The 22,739-nt window shown below is 37.5% G+C and carries 23 protein-coding genes; 3 read left to right on the forward strand and 20 right to left on the reverse strand.

What is annotated here, in order from left to right:
* The first annotated feature begins 119 nt into the window (after positions 1 to 119).
* The gene (locus tag prwr041_RS04055) at positions 120 to 584 is read left to right on the forward strand and encodes a hypothetical protein (protein ID WP_207155094.1); all 465 of its coding nucleotides are present in this window, start codon (positions 120 to 122) and stop codon (positions 582 to 584) included.
* A 470-nt stretch (positions 585 to 1,054) separates the two neighbouring features.
* A complete protein-coding gene (locus prwr041_RS04060) occupies positions 1,055 to 1,528 on the forward strand; it encodes a hypothetical protein (RefSeq protein WP_207155095.1) in 474 nt (157 codons plus the stop codon).
* A 172-nt stretch (positions 1,529 to 1,700) separates the two neighbouring features.
* On the opposite strand, the gene greA is transcribed toward prwr041_RS04060, so the two are convergent.
* The 11 genes from greA to prwr041_RS04115 all read right to left on the reverse strand — a co-directional run bounded on the left by greA (position 1,701) and on the right by prwr041_RS04115 (position 11,150).
* Complete coding sequence (greA, locus tag prwr041_RS04065; RefSeq protein WP_207155575.1) at positions 1,701 to 2,168, reverse strand: transcription elongation factor GreA; 468 nt, start codon at positions 2,166 to 2,168, stop codon at positions 1,701 to 1,703.
* A gap of 249 nt (positions 2,169 to 2,417) precedes the next feature.
* Positions 2,418 to 3,413 (reverse strand): translation elongation factor Ts, encoded by a 996-nt coding sequence (tsf, locus tag prwr041_RS04070; protein ID WP_207155096.1) that lies wholly within the window; start codon positions 3,411 to 3,413, stop codon positions 2,418 to 2,420.
* A 110-nt stretch (positions 3,414 to 3,523) separates the two neighbouring features.
* Positions 3,524 to 4,375 (reverse strand): 30S ribosomal protein S2, encoded by an 852-nt coding sequence (gene rpsB, locus prwr041_RS04075; RefSeq protein ID WP_207155097.1) that lies wholly within the window; start codon positions 4,373 to 4,375, stop codon positions 3,524 to 3,526.
* A gap of 118 nt (positions 4,376 to 4,493) precedes the next feature.
* The gene (rpsI, locus tag prwr041_RS04080; protein ID WP_207155098.1) at positions 4,494 to 4,880 is read right to left on the reverse strand and encodes a 30S ribosomal protein S9; all 387 of its coding nucleotides are present in this window, start codon (positions 4,878 to 4,880) and stop codon (positions 4,494 to 4,496) included.
* A 9-nt stretch (positions 4,881 to 4,889) separates the two neighbouring features.
* Positions 4,890 to 5,351 (reverse strand): 50S ribosomal protein L13, encoded by a 462-nt coding sequence (gene rplM, locus prwr041_RS04085; protein ID WP_207155099.1) that lies wholly within the window; start codon positions 5,349 to 5,351, stop codon positions 4,890 to 4,892.
* A 336-nt stretch (positions 5,352 to 5,687) separates the two neighbouring features.
* Positions 5,688 to 6,581 carry a hypothetical protein gene (locus prwr041_RS04090; protein WP_237072303.1) on the reverse strand — a complete coding sequence of 298 codons (894 nt, stop codon included), beginning with the start codon at positions 6,579 to 6,581 and terminating at the stop codon, positions 5,688 to 5,690.
* Complete coding sequence (locus prwr041_RS04095; protein WP_207155100.1) at positions 6,578 to 7,483, reverse strand: hypothetical protein; 906 nt, start codon at positions 7,481 to 7,483, stop codon at positions 6,578 to 6,580. Before prwr041_RS04095 ends, prwr041_RS04090 begins: the two co-directional genes overlap by 4 nt.
* Entirely contained in the window at positions 7,483 to 8,523 is a 1,041-nt protein-coding gene (locus tag prwr041_RS04100) for an NAD-dependent epimerase/dehydratase family protein (RefSeq protein WP_207155101.1), read from the reverse strand. The genes prwr041_RS04095 and prwr041_RS04100 overlap by 1 nt, the downstream gene beginning before the upstream one ends.
* Positions 8,524 to 8,527: 4 nt before the next feature.
* Positions 8,528 to 9,247 (reverse strand): IspD/TarI family cytidylyltransferase, encoded by a 720-nt coding sequence (locus tag prwr041_RS04105; RefSeq protein ID WP_207155102.1) that lies wholly within the window; start codon positions 9,245 to 9,247, stop codon positions 8,528 to 8,530.
* A 14-nt stretch (positions 9,248 to 9,261) separates the two neighbouring features.
* Positions 9,262 to 10,095, reverse strand: a complete 834-nt coding sequence (locus tag prwr041_RS04110) for a LicD family protein (RefSeq protein ID WP_207155103.1) — start codon at positions 10,093 to 10,095, stop codon at positions 9,262 to 9,264.
* Complete coding sequence (locus prwr041_RS04115; RefSeq protein WP_207155104.1) at positions 10,092 to 11,150, reverse strand: glycosyltransferase; 1,059 nt, start codon at positions 11,148 to 11,150, stop codon at positions 10,092 to 10,094. Before prwr041_RS04115 ends, prwr041_RS04110 begins: the two co-directional genes overlap by 4 nt.
* 108 nt (positions 11,151 to 11,258) lie before the next feature.
* Between prwr041_RS04115 and prwr041_RS04120 the strand changes: the two genes are divergently transcribed.
* Positions 11,259 to 12,695, forward strand: coding sequence for a lipopolysaccharide biosynthesis protein (locus prwr041_RS04120; RefSeq protein WP_207155105.1), 1,437 nt, complete (start codon positions 11,259 to 11,261; stop codon positions 12,693 to 12,695).
* A 17-nt stretch (positions 12,696 to 12,712) separates the two neighbouring features.
* Here the strand turns inward: prwr041_RS04120 and prwr041_RS04125 are convergent, their stop codons facing one another.
* The 9 genes from prwr041_RS04125 to prwr041_RS04165 are packed head-to-tail and all read right to left on the reverse strand — an operon-like array spanning position 12,713 to position 22,298.
* Positions 12,713 to 14,077, reverse strand: coding sequence for a DUF6080 domain-containing protein (locus prwr041_RS04125; protein ID WP_207155106.1), 1,365 nt, complete (start codon positions 14,075 to 14,077; stop codon positions 12,713 to 12,715).
* A 51-nt stretch (positions 14,078 to 14,128) separates the two neighbouring features.
* On the reverse strand, positions 14,129 to 15,067 hold the full coding sequence (locus tag prwr041_RS04130) for an acyltransferase family protein (protein ID WP_207155107.1): 939 nt from the start codon (positions 15,065 to 15,067) through the stop codon (positions 14,129 to 14,131).
* A gap of 6 nt (positions 15,068 to 15,073) precedes the next feature.
* Complete coding sequence (locus prwr041_RS04135; RefSeq protein WP_207155108.1) at positions 15,074 to 16,504, reverse strand: DUF6080 domain-containing protein; 1,431 nt, start codon at positions 16,502 to 16,504, stop codon at positions 15,074 to 15,076.
* 58 nt (positions 16,505 to 16,562) lie between these two features.
* Entirely contained in the window at positions 16,563 to 16,979 is a 417-nt protein-coding gene (locus tag prwr041_RS04140) for a GtrA family protein (protein ID WP_207155109.1), read from the reverse strand.
* Positions 16,948 to 17,538, reverse strand: a complete 591-nt coding sequence (locus prwr041_RS04145) for an HAD family hydrolase (protein WP_207155110.1) — start codon at positions 17,536 to 17,538, stop codon at positions 16,948 to 16,950. The genes prwr041_RS04140 and prwr041_RS04145 overlap by 32 nt, the downstream gene beginning before the upstream one ends.
* Positions 17,535 to 18,425, reverse strand: coding sequence for a decaprenyl-phosphate phosphoribosyltransferase (locus prwr041_RS04150; protein ID WP_207155111.1), 891 nt, complete (start codon positions 18,423 to 18,425; stop codon positions 17,535 to 17,537). Before prwr041_RS04150 ends, prwr041_RS04145 begins: the two co-directional genes overlap by 4 nt.
* The gene (locus prwr041_RS04155) at positions 18,404 to 19,420 is read right to left on the reverse strand and encodes an acyltransferase family protein (RefSeq protein WP_207155112.1); all 1,017 of its coding nucleotides are present in this window, start codon (positions 19,418 to 19,420) and stop codon (positions 18,404 to 18,406) included. The genes prwr041_RS04150 and prwr041_RS04155 overlap by 22 nt, the downstream gene beginning before the upstream one ends.
* Positions 19,417 to 20,466, reverse strand: a complete 1,050-nt coding sequence (locus prwr041_RS04160) for an acyltransferase family protein (protein ID WP_207155113.1) — start codon at positions 20,464 to 20,466, stop codon at positions 19,417 to 19,419. The genes prwr041_RS04155 and prwr041_RS04160 overlap by 4 nt, the downstream gene beginning before the upstream one ends.
* On the reverse strand, positions 20,463 to 22,298 hold the full coding sequence (locus tag prwr041_RS04165) for a phosphoethanolamine transferase (protein ID WP_207155114.1): 1,836 nt from the start codon (positions 22,296 to 22,298) through the stop codon (positions 20,463 to 20,465). The genes prwr041_RS04160 and prwr041_RS04165 overlap by 4 nt, the downstream gene beginning before the upstream one ends.
* Between the last annotated feature and the right edge of the window lie 441 nt (positions 22,299 to 22,739).

Raw genomic sequence — 22,739 nt, forward strand, 5'->3', positions numbered from 1 at the left:
TAATTTTTCTTGTTATACTATGTATACCTGCTATGATATATATAGCAATCTTTCTATATAGTAGCTTTCACTCATATGACAGGACATTTAAAGCAAATATTGATAGATTCGGGTGGCAAATGAAATTTACAGAACAGGAAGCTGATTCATTGCTTAATTTTACTTTGTATCAAAAAAGGGAAAAAACATGTGACAGCATATCATTACTTATCCGTAACAGATATATGGAAGATGTTGTATCGTTCCTCTTTGTAGAAGGTAACGACACGATATATATAAGAAAAGAACAAGAATTTCGGGAACTGTTTTCACCAGAAGAACAAAATCAACATCTAGTAGCCCCTCCTGACTTTGTTGTTATCAATCCAGTTGTTGGTAAACTACCGTCAAAGTGTAAAACTGTGTCTTACTCCGATCAAAGATTCTTTGTATACGACAGAAAAAAATGTACGTACATACCCAAAAACAACAATATTCATGTTGTGACTTTGACTCATCTAACAGAAAGGACAAATTCGTACTACTTGTTCGACCTAACTAAAAACGACACTTGGGAAATTAAGTTGGATATCGCCAAGAATTGATTCACTTTTTCTATATAGCATAACCGACCGACTTTTAGTCTGTTTGTGCTATAAAATATTATTAATATAAGCGCTGTTCATTGCCACTAAATCACCATTAGCGTAGAAATAGGGTGACAACCGTTAAACTACATGACATACTGTTCGCTATCATGTTTTCAACTCAATTGAATGATTTTTTCCTTGTTCAGGCATTTTATTAGCTGACTACAAACCGGATGAAACTGCTTTAGTGGATAGTGTGGAGATGTGCTATGAGGAAAAGCATGAAGATTTTTTACTGTTGTAAGAAGGTATGACTAAATAAAATACTATAATTTTTTCAATGATTTATGCTTTATTTTACTCAAAAGTTTTTATCTTTGCGTCAAACGCTATAATTAAGCTAAAATATCTCCGCCTGTTGAGGTGAACAGATATTCTAACCTATGTTGGCAAAACACACTTAGTCAAACAAAAACTAGAATACAATGAAAATTAAAACACTCGTAATCTCGCTTATGCTTCTCTTAGTATGCGGAAGCTATGCACAAACAGTTAGTTATTCATATAAACCATTAGCAGAAGAAGGATGTTGTGTTGATTATAGCATAGCTAAACAAAACTCTGTATATTCTATTATCGTAAAAGTAACATCAAATAGTTCGCTTTTTCTTAAAGAGGCAACAATGTTACTTAAAACATTCGATGGCGAAATCATTAAGTTACATGGTACGGCAATTAATGTTGATTCTCAATCTACAAATCATACTTCTGGGAATATGAACTCTACAGCTCAATTCATAGCAACACCTGCTCAACTTGAATCATTAAAGAAAGGAATATCAAAAATTAGACTATCAACATCGCCGATAGAACATGAGCGAGAATTCAAAAAAGATAAGATTGGAAAGAAACTATATCAACTATTTCTCAAACAAAAGGATAAAGATAATAATTTCTGATATAAACAAGGGCAAGCCATTTCATTAAGCCGTTAGGGCAATTTAATGAAATGGCTTGTTTATTCATCAATATGCTTTTTGACGAGGTTATACGCAAAAAGATTCTATAACTTTAGAGATTATTGCGTATTTACGCACTTTTGTCTAAAGTGAAGAGAGATGTTGATATATTCTACATGATTGAAATATTATCAATGCGGAGCTTCAACATACCAGCAGGTACTTTTATTTCTACGATGTCACCTACCCGCTTCTTAAGCAGTCCTTGGGCAATAGGTGTCTTAATAGAAATCTTACCTGTGGAGAAGTCGGCTTCCATAGGATTCACAATAGTATATTTCATTTCACGGTTGTGCGTGAGGTCGGTGAGCTTAACAGTTGAAAACAACTGTACGGCATCTGCTGTAAGACGGTTGCGCTCAATGATACGTGCATTGGTGAGTTTTACTTTCAGGCGGTCTATACGTCCTTCCAGCTTGCCCTGTTCACGTTTAGCGGCATGGTATTCAAAGTTCTCACTAAGATCACCCTTGTCTCTTGCCTCGGAAATTGCTTCGGAAATACGTGGACGTTCAACGGTCATAAGCTCGTGAAGTTCGGCAACCATCTTGTCGTATCCTTCCTGTGATATGTATTCTATCATGATTTTCAGTTTTACGGCTGCAAAGGTATTACTATTTCGTAAATATCATGCCACAAATGACAAATATTTTATTGGAGTAATTGATGTACATTGTTTTTTTGTGTGTACTGTAATTTCTTTGCCGTTGTCATGGACACAAAAGGAAATAAGGTTACTGGGAAACTATGGCTTAATCTAATTGTAAGTAACAAAAAAAGAGCCGGAATATTATTCCGACTCTTTATATATTTATCCACGAAGGGAATATTACTCAGCAGCAAGTGTAAAGCGCTTGTAAGCAAGGATAGAAAGACCACCCTGTGCCTTGAGCCAATCCTGAACACTGATCTTATCACCATCACCAAATTGGAACTCCTGATCTACAAGGCAGTTATCCTTGAAGAACTTAGCCATACGACCTTTAGCAATGTTCTGAATCATTGTTTCATTAAGATTAGCTGTCTTCTCAGCAGCAGTAGCTTCGCTAATCTGCTTTGCCTTGTCAGCCTCTTCCTGTGTCAACCAACCCTTGTTGATGTTGCTCTCGATATGCTCAGCAGAGTCAACGAGGTTAGGATTAAGACCAGCCTTCTTAAGAGCTGCAACAACAGCCTTCTCAACCTGCTCTTCCTTAGTCTTCTCGATAGCTACCTTCAACTCCTCGTCTTTAACAGCCTGAGGAACAGAAGTCTCGTCAAGAGCTACAGGACGCATAGCAGCAACCTGCATGGCAACCTTATGACCAGCCTCATCGTTGTTAGCGTTCAACTGAACCATTGTTGCAAGAGTGTGCTTACCCATGTGATCGTATACAGCGATGTTATCACCTTCAAGGAAGTTGTAACCATCAATCTCCATCTTCTCACCAGAGATACCTGAACGATGCTGAACAGCAGTTTCTGCGTCATCACCATTAGCAAGTTTCAAAGCCTTAACCTCATCAATAGTCTTAGCCTTTGCTGCGATAGCAGCATCAAGGATGTTCTGAACAAGTTCTACGAAATCCTTACCAGCAGCAACGAAGTCTGTTTCACACTTTACAGCAACCATAGCTGCAAAACCATCAACGCTCTTTACAAGAACACAACCATTAGATGTCTCACGATCAGAACGCTTAGCAGCAATAGCCAAGCCACGCTCACGAAGTAAATCCTTAGCCTTGTCAAAATCGCCTTCAGCCTCAGTGAGAGCTTTCTTTACGTCAGCAAGACCAGCACCTGTCATGGCGCGAAGCTTCTTAATATCTTCAATAGAAATAGCCATAATATTGATTTTCTTTAATAAAATAAAGTTCTAAAAAAACGTGATAGGGTCTTATATGATTTTATTAGGGTCTTATAGATCCTATCAAAATCCTATAAGACCCTATTTAATTATTCAGCAGCAGGAGCAGCTTCTTCTTCCTTTGCAGGAGCAGCAGCCTCTGTTTCCTTTGCTGCTGGAGCAGCCTCATCCTTACGAGCCTTACGAGTGCGCTTCTTGCCTTCGCCAGCTTCCTCAGACTGCTCTGCAGCAGCCTTTTCGTCAGCCTTCTCAGCCTTACGCTCCTCAAGACCCTCAGCGATAGCACCACAAACAGCTGTCAAGATAGTCTCAACACTGTCCTTAGCGTCATCATTAGCTGGGATAACGAAGTTTATGTTCTTAGGATCTGAATTGGTATCAACGATACCGAATACAGGAATACCCAGGCGGTTAGCTTCCTTAACAGCGATGTGCTCAACCATTACGTCTACAACGAAGAGTGCACTTGGCAAACGAGTAAGATCTGCAATAGAACCAAGGTTCTTTTGAAGCTTAGCACGCTGACGAGTAATCTGCAACAACTCACGCTTAGAGAGGTTAGAGAATGTACCGTCGCTCATAAGTTTATCGATGTTCGTCATTTTTTTAACTGCCTTACGGATAGTAGGGAAGTTAGTCAGCATACCACCTGCCCAACGCTCGTTAACGAATGGCATGTTTACTGAAGCGGCCTTATCGGCTACGATTTCCTTAGCCTGTTTTTTAGTAGCGACGAACAGGATTTTCTTACCTGATTTAGCGATTGCCTTAAGAGCCTCTGAAGCTTCATCAATTTTAGCTACAGTCTTGTTAAGGTCTATGATATGAATACCATTACGCTCCATGAAGATATAAGGAGCCATAGATGGATTCCACTTACGACGAAGGTGACCAAAGTGGCAACCTGCCTGGAGTAACTGGTCAAAATTTGTTCTTGACATTTTTTCCTAATTTAAATGTTTACTTTCTTTTTTAATTCTTATTAGAATCAGTCGGATAGTAGCCGTCCAAAGGACAGATCTACCCAATTTAGATACTAAACAGGATCGTTCAGTTGGATTAACGCTTACTGAACTGGAAGCGACGACGAGCCTTAGGCTGACCTGGTTTCTTACGCTCAACAGCACGGCTGTCACGTGTAAGGAATCCTGCATCCTTCAACTTTTTCTTGTCATCAGCATTAATCTTAACAAGTGCACGGGCGATAGCAAGACGAAGAGCCTGGCTCTGACCTGTAAAACCACCACCGTTAAGAGTAGCCTTGATGTCGTAGGTACCTTCAACTTCCATCAACTGTAAAGGCTGCTTAACAACATACTGAAGTATTGCTGATGGAAAGAATTCTGTTAAATCTTTCTTATTTATAGTGATCTTGCCTGTACCTTCTGAAAGGTATATACGAGCTACCGCATTTTTACGGCGACCAATTGCATTAATTACTTCCATCTTACTTAATTATTTATACTGATTAATATCGATTGATTTTGGCTTCTGAGCAGTCTTATCATGCTCTGTACCATCGAATACATAAAGGTTATCCATAAGAGCACGACCAAGGCGTCCCTTAGGAAGCATACCCTTTACAGCGTGGCGAACCATTTTATCTACACCATCTTTGCGAGTACGAAGCTCTGCAGGTGTATTAAAACGCTGACCACCAGGGTAACCAGTATAACGTGTGTAAACTTTATCAGTTTCCTTCTTACCAGAGAAAACTACCTTAGCGGCATTGATAATGATTACGTTGTCACCACAATCACAGTTAGGTGTGAAGTTTGGTTTGTACTTTCCGCGAAGCAGCTTAGCTACTTTAGAGCAAAGGCGACCCACAATCTGATCGCTGGCGTCAACTACGACCCACTCTTTCTTAGCTGTTTCCTTATTAGCGGAAATAGTCTTGTAACTTAAAGTGTCCATTTTTAAAATTAAATTTTACTACTAAAAAACGTTTAATTACATTGTAATAACAGAGACCTCACGGCGCCTCCAGTCTAAAAGAGACCATCCATAGCTTTTTCTCTGCCGTGCAATAGATTCACTAACTGCGATACTCGGCCAAAAGTAAGGCTATTAACACCATTGCACTACTGGGGTTTCTAAGAGTCGCCCCTGTAATCGGTGTGCAAAGGTACATATTTTATTCTTACTTCATGATGCAAGGGTATAACACATTCCTTAATTTTACGATTAATTAACTATATTTCGAATAGTTAACCAAATTGATTCAAAGGAAAATGACCTATATGATATAATTTAAGATTTCTGATATTTTCTATTTAGATGATTATCATAGTCATATCTGAAGATATTTTTTCTTATCTTCACTACATTATATCTAAATACAAATTTCAGTAATGGGAGTATTGGCTTAGAATTGGTTTGATAAAAAACAGGTGGCAGATATACACGATAAAGAAGAGCGATGGTATCAAAGGCACTAAAATCATTTGGGGTTCCATGATACAACCATCTTTCTGCCAAAAAACGATCTGTATTATCCCCACTACTGTTGATTGGTGACAAGCTACGTATATATTTAGAAGTTGCCCACCAGAAGTTGCCTGCATACATTATGTAAGGTGCAGGTTTGGGGGGATATCGGTAGCATCCGTAAGTATCATAACCATCAAGAAGCACGTTTACGGCTACCTGCCATTTATCCATAAGAAAGTATTCCATGAGTATTCGCCATGCATCAACTCTGCGCTTGAATTTCACATAACAAGAGTCTTTGCGCTTTTCTGAGAAAAAAGAAACACCCTTTGTATGGAAATAATAAAACAGACAGTCTTCTTTTTCAGCCTTTTCACGAAGAAATTCCAAAGCGGGATACTCAAAGACTTTAGGATTGTCGACGGCAGATATTATTTCTAACTTATCACTATTAACGATTTGTTTAAGAATATCTACATCTCTCTCATGCAACGACACACAACTAACATAGAGTTTAGCTGTAACATCAAGAAGCCCACTACGACGCAGATGTTCAATTTGGGCTCTAACCAACAACTGCCATCCGTCAGCACAAAACACATGATAAACTCCATATATCTGCATATCCACATTAACAGGATGCTCCCATCTGGATAGATCCTGACGCTGCATTGTACGGAACAGAGTATTGTATATCCTTAAAAAAATATTCATGCCGTCTTGTTTTTAAGTTTCTGAAACTTCTTCTGACATATCTTTTTATAGTTATATCCAAAGACATGCTTCTGAATCTTTCGATAGTTATACATAAATATAAACCTGAACTTATCTGTCACCTTGGTTGTTCCCTTTGCATACAACGAACGAGAAATGCGAACAAAATACAAATCAGCAGTTGTATCAAATGCAGAGAAGAACTTATGAGTATTCTCAAAGAGCCATGTTTCGGAATAAAACCGATCATGAGAGATAACATCTTCACTGAAATCAGGAAGTGTCCTGATATACAAAGAATTTGCCCACCAGTAACTTCCAGAATACATCTTCTGTTTTCTTGGAGGCCAGAGATAACAGCCATAAGTATCATAGCCGGAGTTAAGAGCATTGACGGCAACATTCCATTTGAAGAAGATGAAATACTCCATCATTTCACACCATGCAACAATCTTATTTTTAAAAGAAAGGAAGGCACGGTCGGTACAATCTGAAGTCTGATAGCTTATTCCCTTGGTATGGAAATAATAAATCATGCAATCTTCCGCAGCGCTTATCTGCTTTACAAATTCCAATGCAGGATATTCATATTTACGCGGATTATCTGTGACGGATATTATCTGTAGTTTATCGCTATCAACAATCTCCTTCAGTTTATCAACATCACTCTCTTTACTCGTGATACAACTTACATAAAACGTTGTAGTAGCATCAAAGAGTCCACTGGTTTTAAGGCTTTCAATCTGCTTAACAACCAATCTTTCCCAATCGGTATCACAATACACATGATACACTCCATATATATTCCTGTCTGACTGAGGCGTTACATCCCACTCCCCCAAGTCACGCTTGTTGCAGACATTAAAAAGAGTGTCATAAACTCTGGCAAATATATTCTTCATTACAAATCAGCTCTTAACGATTCGATAAGGTTGGCAAACATGTCGTGCATGCTGTACATCGGAGTCCAACCAAGAGAACGGATCTTCTCTGTTGACAGTCTCAACTTGGTGACAGGCGAATAGCCCATTCCTTCCTTTAACTCAATAACTGGTTTTACGTCAGGATTGAATTCCGTACAAAGATAACGTGCCATATCTACAATGGAAATATAGGTTTCTTCGTTTGCCACATTATAGGCTTCACCGTCTTTTCCTTTCAATAATATATAGAGTATAGAACTTATAGCATCTGTTGTATAGCAATAACATCTGCTAAGTTCTCCTGTTGTATGCAATATGATATCGCTACCAGAGATGATGCTGCGGGCAAACTGGGCAAACACCCTATTGTCATCTTTAGATACACCAGCACCAAACGTCTGAGCAAGTCGGGCTATACGCACCGGCAATGACTTTTCAACAGCATAAGCATGACAAAGACATTCGGCAGCACGCTTACCAATAGGATAACTGCTGCGGGCATCAATAGGATTGATGTATCCCTGCTGATCTTCTGTCAACGGGATTGTATCATCATAAACGGTTCCATAAACTTCAAGAGAAGAGATATATGCCATAGACTTTACAGAATGTGAAGATGCATATTCCAACACCTTCTCTGTGCCACGTATTCCGGTTACAATAGTCTCGACAGGATATTCAAGAAAATATCTTGAAGCAGTGGGACTGGCAAAATGAACTATATAATCAGCCTCATTACAAGGGTTGAAAGATTCTGATGACGCGAAGTCATATATATAAAAGTCGTGGCAGGCTGTTTCTTCTCCAAATATGCGAAGAGCCTTTTCCTTATTCCTCACCACACTTGTGACATGCAAATCAAGTGAATATCTTTTATTAAGAGCTAAAAGGCACTTTACCATACATGCACCCAACAATCCTGTAGCGCCAGTAATGACAAACCTACCCCCTCTTAACATCTCGGCAAGCGGAAACATTCCAGCAAAGTTGTCGATATCACGTTTCTCTATTATATTCATATTTCTAAAGTCCAAATATCTGTTGATCTTCATGCACCTTGACCATAGCACGAAGCACAAAGAAATCAGTAGGAGTTGTAATCTTTATATTTTCCATCGGTCCGATTATCGTTCCCAACTTATAACCATAATAGCTCATCATTGTACATGAATCGATGAAATCATGTCTGCCTTCAGCCAATGCTCTGCGATGGGCACCGATTATATCGGTAAGATGAAAACTTTGTGGTGCACGGGCTATCAATGAATTTCCACGAGAAGGTATTTCTAATGTATCATCGGGCTGCTTCACAATAAATGTTTCAGTAGCAGGCACACACGTGATACAAGTACCACACTCATTAACCTTGTTGATATTATCAGTAATCGTATCTTCGCTGATGAGTGGTCGAACACCATCGTGTATCAACACAGTGACATCCTTGCCACTAGCAATATCCTCGGCAGCACACAATCCATTATAAATAGAATCCTGTCCTGAATCTCCACCGGGAACAATCTTCACAACCTTTGTGATCTCAAACTTACGAAGCATCTTCTCCAAGAAAGGAATCCAACTCTCTATACAAGAAACAACGATAGCATCTATCTGAGGATGATTATCGAAAAGCTCCAGCGTATAAATAATTATAGGCTTGCCATTAAGATCAAGAAACTGTTTTGGACGAGACTTTGTGTGCATTCTCAGTCCAGAACCTCCAGCAAAAATTACAGCAATATTCATAGTCTTATTTATTATTAATCATGAAAAACAATTTCTACTTTATGTCTGTCTCGCTTGTCATGAGGTGGCAGCTCCATATAGTTTCCGTATGCGATGCGACAGAGTTCCTCTGGATCAGCAGGTCCCTCAAAAGTATGTCCCTCAAAGATAATGTCTTTATGCGGTATCATGATGCGCTTTGGATTGCGCTCATAGAACCACGCTCCATAAGAATGCATATACAAATCGGGATTTCCAAAGATGTGACCTATCACCCGGAACAGAGGAAACACTGCATAATGCAGGACATTATATCCAGCTTGTGCCAGACGAGGGTATCTTCCAGCTAAGTCAAAGTTGACTACGCATGAAAGTTTGGCAGCAAAATGCTGGAGCCAAGGTATCATATAACCCTCGTAAGGAAATATATCAATATGCAATCCACGATACTTTTGAATATTATGTGAGCGGCTTTCTCTCTCACTTTGAGCATCACTGCTTAGATGTTCACTTTTAAGGTCACGCAGGCATGCCCATTCTTTATAATGACCAGGATCGGTTTCATTATTCTGCAGCACATACTGCGGATGCGGATGCTCGATGAGATATCTGCACAATCTGTTGTAATCAGAATAGCTCACTACAACATCTATATCATCATCCCAAGGAATAAAGCCGCCATGACGCAATGCTCCAAGCACATTTCCACCATCAATGCGACACGGTATGCCTATGCTTTTGCAGACATCCTGCAAATAGATAAGCATATCAAGCATACGCAGCTGACCACGGCGAAGAACCGAACCATCAGGGTTATATTCCTGACGCAGAGTTTCCTGCGTCTCTCCTGTATTGAATACCTTCATCATTTTTTTATTAATGTTTTCAAGACTGTCGATATATCTTTAGCGCAATTGTCAAGATTATAGACCTTCTCTGCCAATTCTCTTCCACGACGCCCCATATCGGATGCTACGTCTGGATTTTCAGCAATAAAATTCACCGCTCTCTCCCATCCAACCATATCACCTGGAGCTACGGTTATTCCACAATGTTCATGGTCAATATCCATTGGCATCTGCAAATTCTTTGTACAAATAAGAGGAATGCCAAGTGCCAAAGCCTCAACAACAGTAGTAAGACCGACTGTATAATTTGTGGGGAAACAACATATCACCACACATTGTGACTTGTTGACCAGTTTACTCATTTCAGCATGAGCTAAACCTCCGATCAAATGAATATTTATATTATCATGAACCTCCATGTCGGCAAACATGCGTTCATAGTTTGTGCCAAGATATTCTCTGCATGAATATATATCAAGAGGCGCAGACGTGTGATTGAAAGCACCTATCAACGTAGGCATATCGCGCATTTCCTTTCCTGTTGAAATAAATCCGGAACGTGAACTCTTATCAAAGTTTTTTAATAGCGCATCATAGTATTTCAAATCAGCGCCCCATCTTACAACATGCATGCGTTCACGCTTTGCCTTTACAGAATGTAAAGAGTCTTGTATGATTTTATCTGAAAAGAAAAACATCTGATCAATGCCCTTATAAAATAATCGGGCAATCATTTCACGAAAAAAACTTTTTGCTTTTACCACTGGCTGATGATGCCACACGCAAACAGGATGGCGGAAGAGACCAAAAGCCCTAAGAAAAATGATAATCTCAAGTCCACGGAATGTAGTAGCATAGATGGCATCATAATGCTCATGGCAAGTAAGGATTTTAAAAGCTGTATGCAATGAAAGTTTCCAACGCTGTTTAGGTCGTATTGGCTGATGCATGACAACATCTATTCCCTCATTGCGAAGATGGGTAGCACCATAGAGGAAATGCCCAGGGAACGTTCCATTATGCCATTGTTGGTAAACATTACGTATGTCTATTGTATGATAATAGTATACTTTCATTCAGATTTTATTTGCAAAAATAATGTTTTTTCTTTGATTATCCACCTTTTAATACTAAATTTGCATATACAATCTTGATTATATCACGATAAAAGGTTGTTATTCACAATGAAGACATTAAAAGAGAAAACTGCCACAGGTATATTATGGGGAGCGATGAATAATGGTAGCATGCAGGTTCTGGGTGCGCTATTTGGTATTATAACAGCTCGTCTTCTTTCACCAAAAGACTATGCACTAGTTGGCATGCTTGCTATATTTCCAGCCGTAGCTGGAGCAATACAGGAGAGTGGCTTCACCTCGGCACTGGTAAATATGAAAAAGACAGAAGACAATGATTATAATTCTGTGTTCTGGTTTTCATTACTTATGGGAACATTATTATACATCATACTATTCTTTTGTTCTCCGCTTATTTCATTTTACTACAAGCAACCAGAAATTGTGGCACTCTCAAGGGTGTCTTTCATAACGATACCCTTATCAGCAATAGGAATTGTTCCGCAGGCTTATCTATTCAAGAGTCTGAAGGTGAAGGAAGCTACGATGATTCGTATTCAGGCACTGATAGCATCAGGAATTGTAGGAATAACTATGGCTATTAACGGTATGGCTTATTGGAGTATTGTATGGCAGCAGATTATATATGTACTGATAACAAGCCTTGGAAAGTTTATGTATATACCTTGGCGTCCATCAATACATATTGACTTCAAACCAGTAAGAAAGATGTTTGGATTCAGTTGCAAGATAATGTTTACATCTATCATAAACACTGTAAGCAACAACATTCTGATCGTTATATTCGGAAGATTGTTTCCTGTTCAGGCTGTAGGTAATTTCTCACAAGCTAACAGTTGGAACAACAAAGCTTATTCTTTAGTTTCAGGAACGGTGGCACAAGTGGCACAACCTGTATTCTCATCCATAGACGATGACAAGGAAAGACTACGCAACGTGTTTCGCAAAATGGTTAGATTCACAGCATTCCTTTCATTTCCTGTAATGTTCGGGCTTGCCATAATCTCGCAAGAATTCATTATTTTGGCGATAGGAAGTAAATGGGCAGAAAGTGTATTCCTACTTCAGATTCTATGTATCAGCGGAGCTTTTCTACCATTACACGGGACGTTTCAAAACCTGATAATAAGTAAGGGACGCTCTGATTTATATCTTTGGGGAAACATAGGTTTGCTATTGAGCTCAATCGTTTTGATTGTTGCTCTAGCCAAACTAGGCATTGTGATAATGATTGCGGGCTACTCTATTCTTAATATCGGTTGGGTAGTCGTATGGCAATACTATGCACACAAACTTATCGGTCTGAAATATATAGACACGCTGAAGGATATATTTCCATTCTTTATTTCAGCACTAGCAGTAATGTCGATAACATATTTCATTGCGTCATTTGTTGACAGTATGGCATTAAGACTGATCATCAAAATGATATTGTCAGTCTTGATATATTTCACTGTAATGAAACTTGCCAAAGTAAAGATGCTAGATGAATGTATGAACTACATATTTCATCGCAACAAATAGAAAGTTTCGGATTGCTTCTAGAACTTAGGAATCTTGTCAAAAGGTGTAGTGAGATAACTAACCAAGAGACTTGTATTCCACAACAGAAGGTATAGAGTAATGCATGAGCAAACGATGCGTAATATTATTCTATGCCTGTTATCAGAAAGGTGCATCAATGTAGCGAATGCCAGTGGGATGATAAATATCCAATCAGCCGACATTATATAAACTTCGGTAATGCCGAAACCTAATACCAGATGAAGTATGATATCTATCGCAAACCAAGCCATGCACATGCGCAATAACTTGACATTGCGGCCACGCCATAGAGAGAAGGCAAACATGGCTACGATTATCGCCTCAACCGCATAGTTAAACCAATGATTATATTTAACAAACATAGGACGCGTAAAAGACAAATCCTCCAACAAATGCCCCTGATGTAATTGTATTGATTCACCAAATAGATTTTCTACAATTGTCTCTACACGAGGAGTCGTGGCATCAGTCAAATTGAGTAAAGGTGCATCACTCAATGGTCTGCCTGTATGCTCTCGTATCCATTTATCTCTAATAGCATTATGCTTAGCAACCTCATCACCATTTTTCTCTTTATTGCTCTTTTCTATCTTATGTATTACTTGCTTCTGTGGAAGTTCAAACACATTGTATTGAAACCAATACACACCCAATAGTAATACAAGCGGGAGGAATACGGTTAAGGCTATTGATTTAGGACGTAGATATTTCTTGCCGTTAACGAACAAAGCCGCAAGCAATGTCTTTGCACCATTTGTCAATGTAACTCCACTTGTAACAAAAAACAACACAGCTATCTGCCACAGTTTAAAATTTGTTTTATTCTTTATTTTCAGTCCTGCTATATATAAAGTCATTGTAAGCAGAAAAAGAGAAATAACGAAGTGATCAGGTACTATCATTGCAACCATAACATGAGCGATACTCAAAAACATAGCTGTAAACATGAAAGCGTCGAACTTGCGAAGTTCTAACATCTGCCTAAAGATTCTATACATAAACAGTACAGAATATATTGAACAAAAAAGGAGTAATAACGCCATGATATAAACGGCGAAATTAGATCCAAACAGCCACATCATACCATGATTCAACAAATATAGTGGATATAATATTGATAGGAACAGAGGATGGCGGGTAGTTTCAAAATGTATGCGAAGATTTGAAAGCATGATATACGACCAGCAATCATAACCTGACATACGAAAGTTCTTGGAAAATATAGACCAATAACCAAGAGTTCCCCCTTTAGTAAAGATATCAGGATAATTGGATATAAGCATCCAATTTAAACATAATAAAAACAATAATGTAAGTAGTGCTATCCAACGCTCCTCTTTATGTATTTTAAATATATTCATCAATTTAATGTTTATCTATTGCAACAATAGATTATGAAATTGCACTATTGATTATAATCTCAATATACTTTCCTTTCCTAACAAGTAGCAAGTCCTAGTCTTATCTAAAATCCACGCCATAATGAAACTTCCTGATATAGCAATGACTATCGTAACAATTGCCAACAACCAACCAGACGCATCAAAAGCCAACCACGGTTTATAGAATTTGGCTGCCATAGTGAATACAGGATGGAATATATATATTGGGAATGTATTCATTCCTATCAAAATGACATATTTATTGACCTTCTTATCCTTGATGTAACCGTAAAGCCATGAAGAAAAAGAGATGAAGCAATAAACCATTACGATTACAGTGACCAGTCCCCAATCATAAAAGGATTTATCGAATACCAATATGCAGAACGGAATCAATGATAGTGGTGACTTATAAAATACCTTATCAAAATCACAATCGGTCTGTCTAAGCAAAACACCGATGAAATAAAACGAACTTATCTTTAATGATTGCAAAGGAGTGAACAATGATAACAGAAGCAATGATGTTCCAAAAACTATCAAGCGCTCTATCTTATACTCCCTACGTAATGGAATTGCGAAACATACATAATACAGCAGTCCACAAATCAACATCGTATGAAGAAACCAATACGGCCCAATAGATGTTACCAACACCTTATCAAGAATAACGCTTACAGACAATTCATGTATGCCATCACGTACTGGCATATAATAAGAAACAACAGAATAAGCAACAGTCATCACGACATAAGGAACAAGTATGCCAAGATAATAAATTGAGAACTTACGTAAGCTTTTATTGATGTTGACTAGATAACCCGTGATGAGCAGGAAAGTAGGCATCATGAATGAAAGTATGGCAGCTTTTAATTGCGGGTGCAAGGTGGTAAAAGGAACTATATGTACCAATATCACCAACAATATCAATATTGCCCTTGTATAATTTATATCGTCATTTCTTTTCATACACCATTATAGTATTGTGAGGTATTCCACTATTAGCGCCGTATTGTAAATAAGCAAGTATGCAGCAAGACAACATATCATAGAACGAAGTGCCACTAGTTTTTTGCCATCCAGATTCTTTGCAAGGCATGCTATTACAATCGTTATAACAAAAGCCCAATGAGGGCTCATGATATAAATCTCGTTTATGCCAAAGCCAAGCCCTAAATGCAGTAGCATATCAAATGCCATAAAGGATACTGCCAGCCACATAAACTTATTTTTTCTTCCAAAGAACAAGCCTAATGCAAAAAGTAGCACGATGATACCCTCAACAACATAATTAAATATCCACCTATAATGCACGATAACAGGTCGCCCTTTAAGCGTATCACCCAAAAGGTTGTCTTGATGCAACTGTATTGATTCACCAAACAGGTTTTCAACAAAAGTCATTCCACGAGGCGTAGAAATATCTGTCCAGCTAATAAAAGTACCATTACCTATAGGTTTACCTTGATGAGAGACTTCTGGGTTCAAGCTTTGCTTGCGCAAGGTTTCAGCCTCTTGTTTCTTCAATATACGATCTACCCCAGACGCAATCTTAGCTTGATCTTTTTCACTTGTCGTGTCTTTATACATTTCATATACCTTGTGCTTATTTTTTGCTTTCTGTTTTTCAAGAGCAATTTGACGAGCCTTAAAATGTGGAAATTCAAAGATATGATATTCAACACGTACAAATCCCCATATCATAACAGAAGGAAATATAACACCAAGAATTATATTTTTTGGATGCCAAAAGCGTTTACCATTAACAAACCATGTTGCCAAAAATGTTTTCACACCATTATTTAATGACACACCAGCTGTAAAGAAAAACAAAATCAAGCTTTGCAATCTTGTCATTGACAATTGCTTTTTCATTTTCAAACCACTAATATACAATGTTACTATGAGCATAAACATAGATAACAGAAAATGATCAGGTACCATTGTTGCTAACATAACGTAAGCAAACGAAAATGTGAACATCGTAAAAAGTAAAGAATCAATTTTTTTCAGTTCTATCACTTCACGAAATATCCTATAAAGGAATATAAAGGAATAGCATGCAAAAAACACATAAATTGCAGCAATAACAAACTGTACATAATTATGTCCCGTCAACAACATCAATCCATGATTTATCTGATAAGGAATATACATGAAGAAAGCCAAAAATGGATGACGGAATATATTATAGGAAGTTGTCCATTTTGAAACAGCTTCATAAGTAAGCGGATCGAATCCTGATATATTAAATATTTTCAGAAAAAGCCTACGATAATTATCACTTAAAAGAGAAAATTTATCATAGTACTTTATTATAACTAATGCGTTGAGAACAAGAGTATATAGAAGGATTACTAAAGCCAAGCCACGTTCTTCTTTTTTTATTTTGAAGATATTTATCATATAAAATATTTTTTTGCAAATTTAATCAAAATATATGAAATACAAAGCCCTCATCAATTCAAAATGTCTTTTTACTTCTTTTTGTGAGGAAATAACGCACCAAGATAAAATTAACTGGTACGCATACGCAAAACATAGGGATAGGCGCATAAGCTTTAGGAACACCTATATATATAAACAGAAGCAACATTACTGTCTGCAATAGATAGTTTACGACATGACTCAAAGCAAATCCAATTCCACGTTTAGCATTAGCCTTTACCTTAAAAGTATAATGCGTACTAGCAAAGAAATTGAATATAAAACTTATTATATATCCAACAGTATTTGCTATTCCTGGAGACATAAATAAAAGCATAATAAGATACACGCCGTATTGTAACAATGCGGCAATAACACCGACGATTCCAAATCTCAGAATCTCGCCTATCCTTTCACGCTTATCAGTGTCTAAACGGTTTGAAATGTGTTTCATCTGCATAATCAAGCATTTCCTTATCGCCACGGCTATCGCCATAAGCTATTATATAATAATGTGAACGGGGCTCAGTCAATACCTGTTTTATTCGTCTCACTTTTTCAATGCCATAGCAATTGGGGCTAATGAAACGTCCAGTAAGGATTCCATCTATCACCTCAATCTGGGTACCCAACACCTTAGCGAACTTAAAAAATGGCTGTACCCAATTATCGATGCTTGCACTTACTACATATACTTTTATGCCTTGAGTCATAGCAGTTTCCATCTCTTTCACAGCCTCTGGGCGAAGAAGATAACGACAATCTATAGCAAACTTACGACATTGCGAATTGAAAGATTCTAATTTCATCCCTGCGAAAAAATAGCTGAACACATGCTGCTTGACCTTCCAATTTGGATATAGACCAAATTTCATAAATACTAATAAAGGACTATAAAGTAAGAAGCCTAATAGGAACCTGACCTTCCCGCATGAATAAAGTATAAATTCAAGCAACGTATCCTTGGTAGTTAACGTACCGTCGAAATCAAAAAACAAGATTTTTTCTTTCATCGCTTAAATACATATATAATTATCATGAAAGAAACCAACCAAGCAAAGACAACCAATTGAGTAAAATGATCTTTCAATATAATCTTTGTAGGATCACCGCTTTCCTCATCTACTACGGCCAATTGAATATAGCGCAGCAACCCTAGAAGAACAAACACACTTGTAAGATAAAGATAATCTGTATGGAAATTTTCAATAACATCAGGACTTACAGTGTACATAATATAGCATACTAATGTAACCGAAGCCGTTATCGTGATAGCCTGATTGATAAATGTAAGATTGTATCTTATAGTATTGTGACGTGGTGCTTCACCAGTCTCCTCCATTCTCAAAACATCATCACGTCGCTTTGCAAAACTCATAAACAAAGTTATCAGGAATGTCATTAGGACAATCCATTTGCTGAGTACTATGTCTGAAGCAAAGCCGCCAGCAAACAGGCGTAATACGAAACCGAAAGCCACAATACAGACATCAACAATTGCATATCGCTTTAATCTGACACAATAGGCCAGATTCAGTAACCAATAGAAAAGGATAACTCCACCTGTCTCTAAATTATTTTCAGGCAAAAAGACGATACATCCCATAGAAAGCAGAATCATCAAGACCATAAGAATGTATGCCCGTAATATAGACACGGAACCAGAAGCGACAGGACGATGACATTTCGCAGGATGACGTCTGTCATCATCCACATCATGGATATCATTATAACAATATATAGACGACGCAGCAAAACTATAAGCCAGAAAGGCTATAGCACCAGCGATGAGAGACTTTAAATTAAATAGCTCTCCACCAAAAAACAAAGGCACCATCACGAAGAAATTCTTTATCCATTGCTTCGGACGGATTAGTTTCAAATATGCTTTGATGTCCATATATATTTTTCTATAAAATTAGATATATAATTCACTATCTTACTCAGCACCCACGATAATGGCATCGTTATTAGTATACATATAATGAAAGTTGTCCAATAACCATATGTATTTGGAATATAGTCTAGCACGAAGTGTATATGTATAAGATAGCATTCCAAACTTAACGCACCAACAAACTTAAAAATAGAGTTAAACCATTTTGGTGTTCTACGGAACACTCTATTCAGTAGAAGTATTGTACTTATTGTGAGTGGAATATACAACATTCTCTCTACATAAAGAGGAAAACGATTGTGAAGATTCTGCTCCAGGAATATACTTGCAGAAAGAGTCATTACGAATACTATTAATATCATCCAAATACTAGCTCCATCCATTTTATCCTTTCTACGTACAGCGTCTCCCATATTTATTCCGATAAAGAATATAGGAACACGACTCCAGAAAATCTCTATATGCCCCACCGCGTTATGAATAGGGGTAACATACTGCACAAGTATGCACCACGATATCATCACGACAGGAAGCCAGCGATAAACAGGATGACGACGTATAAGCTCCATATATGGTGGTGCAAACAAATATAGCATCATCATTGCCGGAATATACCAGAATGTGAGTTCGTTATGCAACCAGAAATCCCAATTTATTGTAATGTCACCAACAAGGTCAATCCAGGCATGCAGACTACCACCATGGAAATGTGGGATGTAATATAGGCAGGAAATAATAAGCCAAGCAGGATAAATTCGAAGATAGCGACGTTTGAAAAAGCGCTTTAATGATGGATGCTTTATCCATGAGAACCACAAACCGATTCCACTGAGAAAAAGGAACATGTCTACACCGATGTTTCCTATGCGTCGTAAACCAAAAAACATGTTGCTGCGTGGAAGAGCAACATGAAACAGGAAGATGAAAATCATTGCTATTCCCATCAATTCCCCACGATAACGCGAGATGTTAGCGAGTTCAATATTCTTTATCTTCATTTCAATGGTATTCGCTTTATTAACTCATTAAACAGCCAAGCCAAACAAATGCTAGTAATTATATATAGAAGAAATCCTGCATAGTAATCACCATTTTTACTTATAGGAATAAATATCTTGCGAGTTATTGGATGACAGACAAACAATGCAGCACTGATGCTCCCCATCCAAACCAATAATGACTTAATTGAGTTAAAACCTTTGCCATTCAAAAGCTTTACCAAACCTATGCTCGCTGTACAAACGAATGCCGGGACAAATGTCCAACCAAGGAAACTGCAACTAAGTACACAGACAAGTAATGATGACACCACAAACATTGAAGCATATGCATACATAGTCATTTTGTGACCATACCTAGCATAGAGAACACCTAATCCAAAAGGTAACATGCCACCCATGAAATTATATCTGTAACGATTAAGAGCTTCTCCTTCTGCATCAAAGAACAACTGTCCAAATACACATGCTGCCATAAGCACAATAACAAATATGCTATTACGACGACACAACAACAACTTGTAAACAATATACAATTGCAGCATTAATCCGAAAAACCAATATGGACCAGGCCAAATAACATCATCTGGCTTTGGCAGAACATTGTTGAACATGCCAATCATCGCCACTATATCAATGAACTTATAATTATGTGCTCCCGGAGTAATCAGATCGAGCATAGTGAAAGCCACGAAACCAATAATCATCATCTTGAATAGTTTCATATAATGGCGCTTTATGAAACTAAACGTTGATGGAACTTTTGCATCTTTTTTCTCATACTTCATGACAAGTCCATATGCACTGAGAAACAAGAATACTGGCACGCCATAATGTCCTAAGAATGAAAGGATATGCATTGGCAACAGACTATCAGGAGTACAAATAGAAGAAACCATCCCATTTACGTTATCCTGAAAATATTGATATTCGTTCTCCTTGACCACAGGGCTTAACCAATGGCAATAATTGTGCAGGACTATACCTATAATAGCCAATCCGCGCATAGCATTACAATCCGTACGACTTAATAATTGTTCGTTCATTTTTTCTTCTTATTCTTTAAATAAGCATCACGCAATTTGTCATAATCGGTAGTGCCTTTCAGTATTCGCGGGCGCATTTCATCATATTTACTACTAAGAATATTATACTCTTCGTGATAGTTTTTAGATGCAATTCCAGCAAGATACAGAAGCATGTCTGGCAATGCATCTGTCATGAATCTACGCTTTCTTGCCTGAACAATTTCCTTGAATATCTCTGGATGAGTATGGGCATATTTCGGAGAACAATATATCCAGAATGGAATTTCAAACTCATAATGGGCCAATGGCCAATCAATAGAGGCAGAATGATTTCGACAGATAAACCCACGATTATCCTCATAACATTCTTCACCATGATCAGGCATATAGATGACTATCGCATCCTGATTCTCAAAACGTTTACAAATCTGATCTACTATAGAGTCGTTATATTGTACCGCATTATCGTAATAGCTTAATACCTTGCGTTGTTTGGGCGTAAGTTCAGGACGCTTGTCCTCATAACTACTAGCAAAGAATTTAAACTGGCTACGTGGACAACGTGTACGATAATTTACATGCTGACCTATAAGATGAAATATTGTAAGATTATGTCCGTTTGGTTTTATCTTTCCATCCTTCACGAAATTATCATAATCTTTAAGCAAATCCTCGTCAAAAACATGCAGTTTATCATTGCGAATATCAAACTGCGCCTTACTTAATGCAGGATTATTCAAGAAGAAGCCTCCACTGAAATCGTAAACAGCGGCCCTTGCCTGTGGCAAGAATTGATTTGTAAGGAAAGAAACATTGTATCCAGCTTTTCTAAATAATTCAGGAAATAAAGGATAATCACACCATTCGCCCTTCTCGCCAATCACATGCATTGAAAATACATTCTTAAAAACAAAACTTGTCAAGTTCCAAGGTACAACTACATCTGTAAAAGGAACGAGAAGTCCACTTTTCTCACGCTTTATCTGTCGTGGGGTAGTTGGCATAAAATATCCGTACTGTTGCGAATGCCGCTTTCCGTAGCTCTCACCAATTATAAGAACTATATTTGGAGAACGATAAGAACAGCTATCAACTTCTACACTTTTAGCTGAAGCTACAAGTTTATCAACTTGTTTTGAAGCGAGAGAGTTGGCATACATGCTGAATATAAGTCTATATATAGGAATATACAAAACCGCATGATCATTTTCAGTCAACGTATGTTCAATATCACCCACACTAGTTCCTGACATCAATTTCCATGTTGCTATTTTATTTTGAGCAGAACTGAAACCTCCCCACAAAAAAAGTAACACAGATAAAAGTCCTGCATAAGGTGTATATCTGTCATTCCATTTAAGATTTGGCAATTTAAATCTCTTCATCTTTGGCAGATAAGCCACAAAAACATTAACAACTATCAAAAGTAATATCCATCCGACATTACTGAATATCAAATCGGGAGAAACTAAAGTAGAAAGAAATTCTCCAGCCTCACGACCATCAGTTTCTCCAACAAGCATTAATATAGAAGGATTCAGAGTGGAATCAAAATTCACAAAACAATACACATCTACTAATGCCACAACATAAAGCAGCACGTACAAAGTCATTTTGACCCATCTACGTATTTTCACCGGAATAACTAATAGAATTGCGCATAGTAGGAAAAGGTCAAAAAACAATTCCAAATACAAGTTTTCATATATTTCCGCATTCTTTGTGTCTGGCAACGTAGTCCAAGCACATAAACTTCCAAGCAGATACATAAATATAAAAAACAACGCATTGGCTTTTATCGGGCTGAACATCTTACGTAAAATAGTGCCCAATATTCCTAATATCTTCATCAAATACTAATTTTTGTGCAAAGATACTGCAAACGAGTGGAAAAGCAAAATAAAACGTGTTTTAATTTGTCTAACCAAGTGCCGTGTATATATTTACAGCGTGCTAAATGACAAAACGGCAAAAGAGCTAATTGATAATTACCCCATATACACTCCAGCTATTGCTATTTTATTTGGTGATTAAGTAAGTTAACACCAAAAGAAGAAACATACTTGTGATAGATAATTTAATGAAAGAAAAACATAAAAAATATTCGAGAGCCTTCCATTATTGCGGAAAAGCTCCCGAATTTTATTGAATTATAATTATCTTATAATTCATATAGATCATCTTCCTATAATGACAGCTAATTTAGCTAAAAATGAGATATCAAATATAAGAAAACGTATTCATATTTCAATTATACCACACATCAGTAGAAATTATTTGAACTTGTGTGG

Source organism: Prevotella herbatica (assembly GCF_017347605.1).
Classification (GTDB): domain Bacteria; phylum Bacteroidota; class Bacteroidia; order Bacteroidales; family Bacteroidaceae; genus Prevotella; species Prevotella herbatica.

Coding starts and splice junctions, on each gene's coding strand:
- prwr041_RS04155 (WP_207155112.1), bottom strand. CDS start 19,420: ATGAAGATAAAGAATATTGAACTCGCTAACATCTCGCGTTATCGTGGG.
- rpsB (WP_207155097.1), bottom strand. CDS start 4,375: ATGTCAAGAACAAATTTTGACCAGTTACTCCAGGCAGGTTGCCACTTT.
- prwr041_RS04150 (WP_207155111.1), bottom strand. CDS start 18,425: ATGGACATCAAAGCATATTTGAAACTAATCCGTCCGAAGCAATGGATA.
- prwr041_RS04100 (WP_207155101.1), bottom strand. CDS start 8,523: ATGAATATAATAGAGAAACGTGATATCGACAACTTTGCTGGAATGTTT.
- rpsI (WP_207155098.1), bottom strand. CDS start 4,880: ATGGAAGTAATTAATGCAATTGGTCGCCGTAAAAATGCGGTAGCTCGT.
- prwr041_RS04090 (WP_237072303.1), bottom strand. CDS start 6,581: ATGAATATTTTTTTAAGGATATACAATACTCTGTTCCGTACAATGCAG.
- tsf (WP_207155096.1), bottom strand. CDS start 3,413: ATGGCTATTTCTATTGAAGATATTAAGAAGCTTCGCGCCATGACAGGT.
- prwr041_RS04160 (WP_207155113.1), bottom strand. CDS start 20,466: ATGAACGAACAATTATTAAGTCGTACGGATTGTAATGCTATGCGCGGA.
- prwr041_RS04125 (WP_207155106.1), bottom strand. CDS start 14,077: ATGAATATATTTAAAATACATAAAGAGGAGCGTTGGATAGCACTACTT.
- prwr041_RS04115 (WP_207155104.1), bottom strand. CDS start 11,150: ATGAAAGTATACTATTATCATACAATAGACATACGTAATGTTTACCAA.
- prwr041_RS04055 (WP_207155094.1), top strand. CDS start 120: ATGAAATTTACAGAACAGGAAGCTGATTCATTGCTTAATTTTACTTTG.
- prwr041_RS04110 (WP_207155103.1), bottom strand. CDS start 10,095: ATGATGAAGGTATTCAATACAGGAGAGACGCAGGAAACTCTGCGTCAG.
- prwr041_RS04145 (WP_207155110.1), bottom strand. CDS start 17,538: ATGAAAGAAAAAATCTTGTTTTTTGATTTCGACGGTACGTTAACTACC.
- prwr041_RS04095 (WP_207155100.1), bottom strand. CDS start 7,483: ATGAAGAATATATTTGCCAGAGTTTATGACACTCTTTTTAATGTCTGC.
- prwr041_RS04130 (WP_207155107.1), bottom strand. CDS start 15,067: ATGAAAAGAAATGACGATATAAATTATACAAGGGCAATATTGATATTG.
- prwr041_RS04135 (WP_207155108.1), bottom strand. CDS start 16,504: ATGATAAATATCTTCAAAATAAAAAAAGAAGAACGTGGCTTGGCTTTA.
- prwr041_RS04105 (WP_207155102.1), bottom strand. CDS start 9,247: ATGAATATTGCTGTAATTTTTGCTGGAGGTTCTGGACTGAGAATGCAC.
- prwr041_RS04165 (WP_207155114.1), bottom strand. CDS start 22,298: ATGAAGATATTAGGAATATTGGGCACTATTTTACGTAAGATGTTCAGC.
- rplM (WP_207155099.1), bottom strand. CDS start 5,351: ATGGACACTTTAAGTTACAAGACTATTTCCGCTAATAAGGAAACAGCT.
- prwr041_RS04140 (WP_207155109.1), bottom strand. CDS start 16,979: ATGAAACACATTTCAAACCGTTTAGACACTGATAAGCGTGAAAGGATA.
- prwr041_RS04060 (WP_207155095.1), top strand. CDS start 1,055: ATGAAAATTAAAACACTCGTAATCTCGCTTATGCTTCTCTTAGTATGC.
- prwr041_RS04120 (WP_207155105.1), top strand. CDS start 11,259: ATGAAGACATTAAAAGAGAAAACTGCCACAGGTATATTATGGGGAGCG.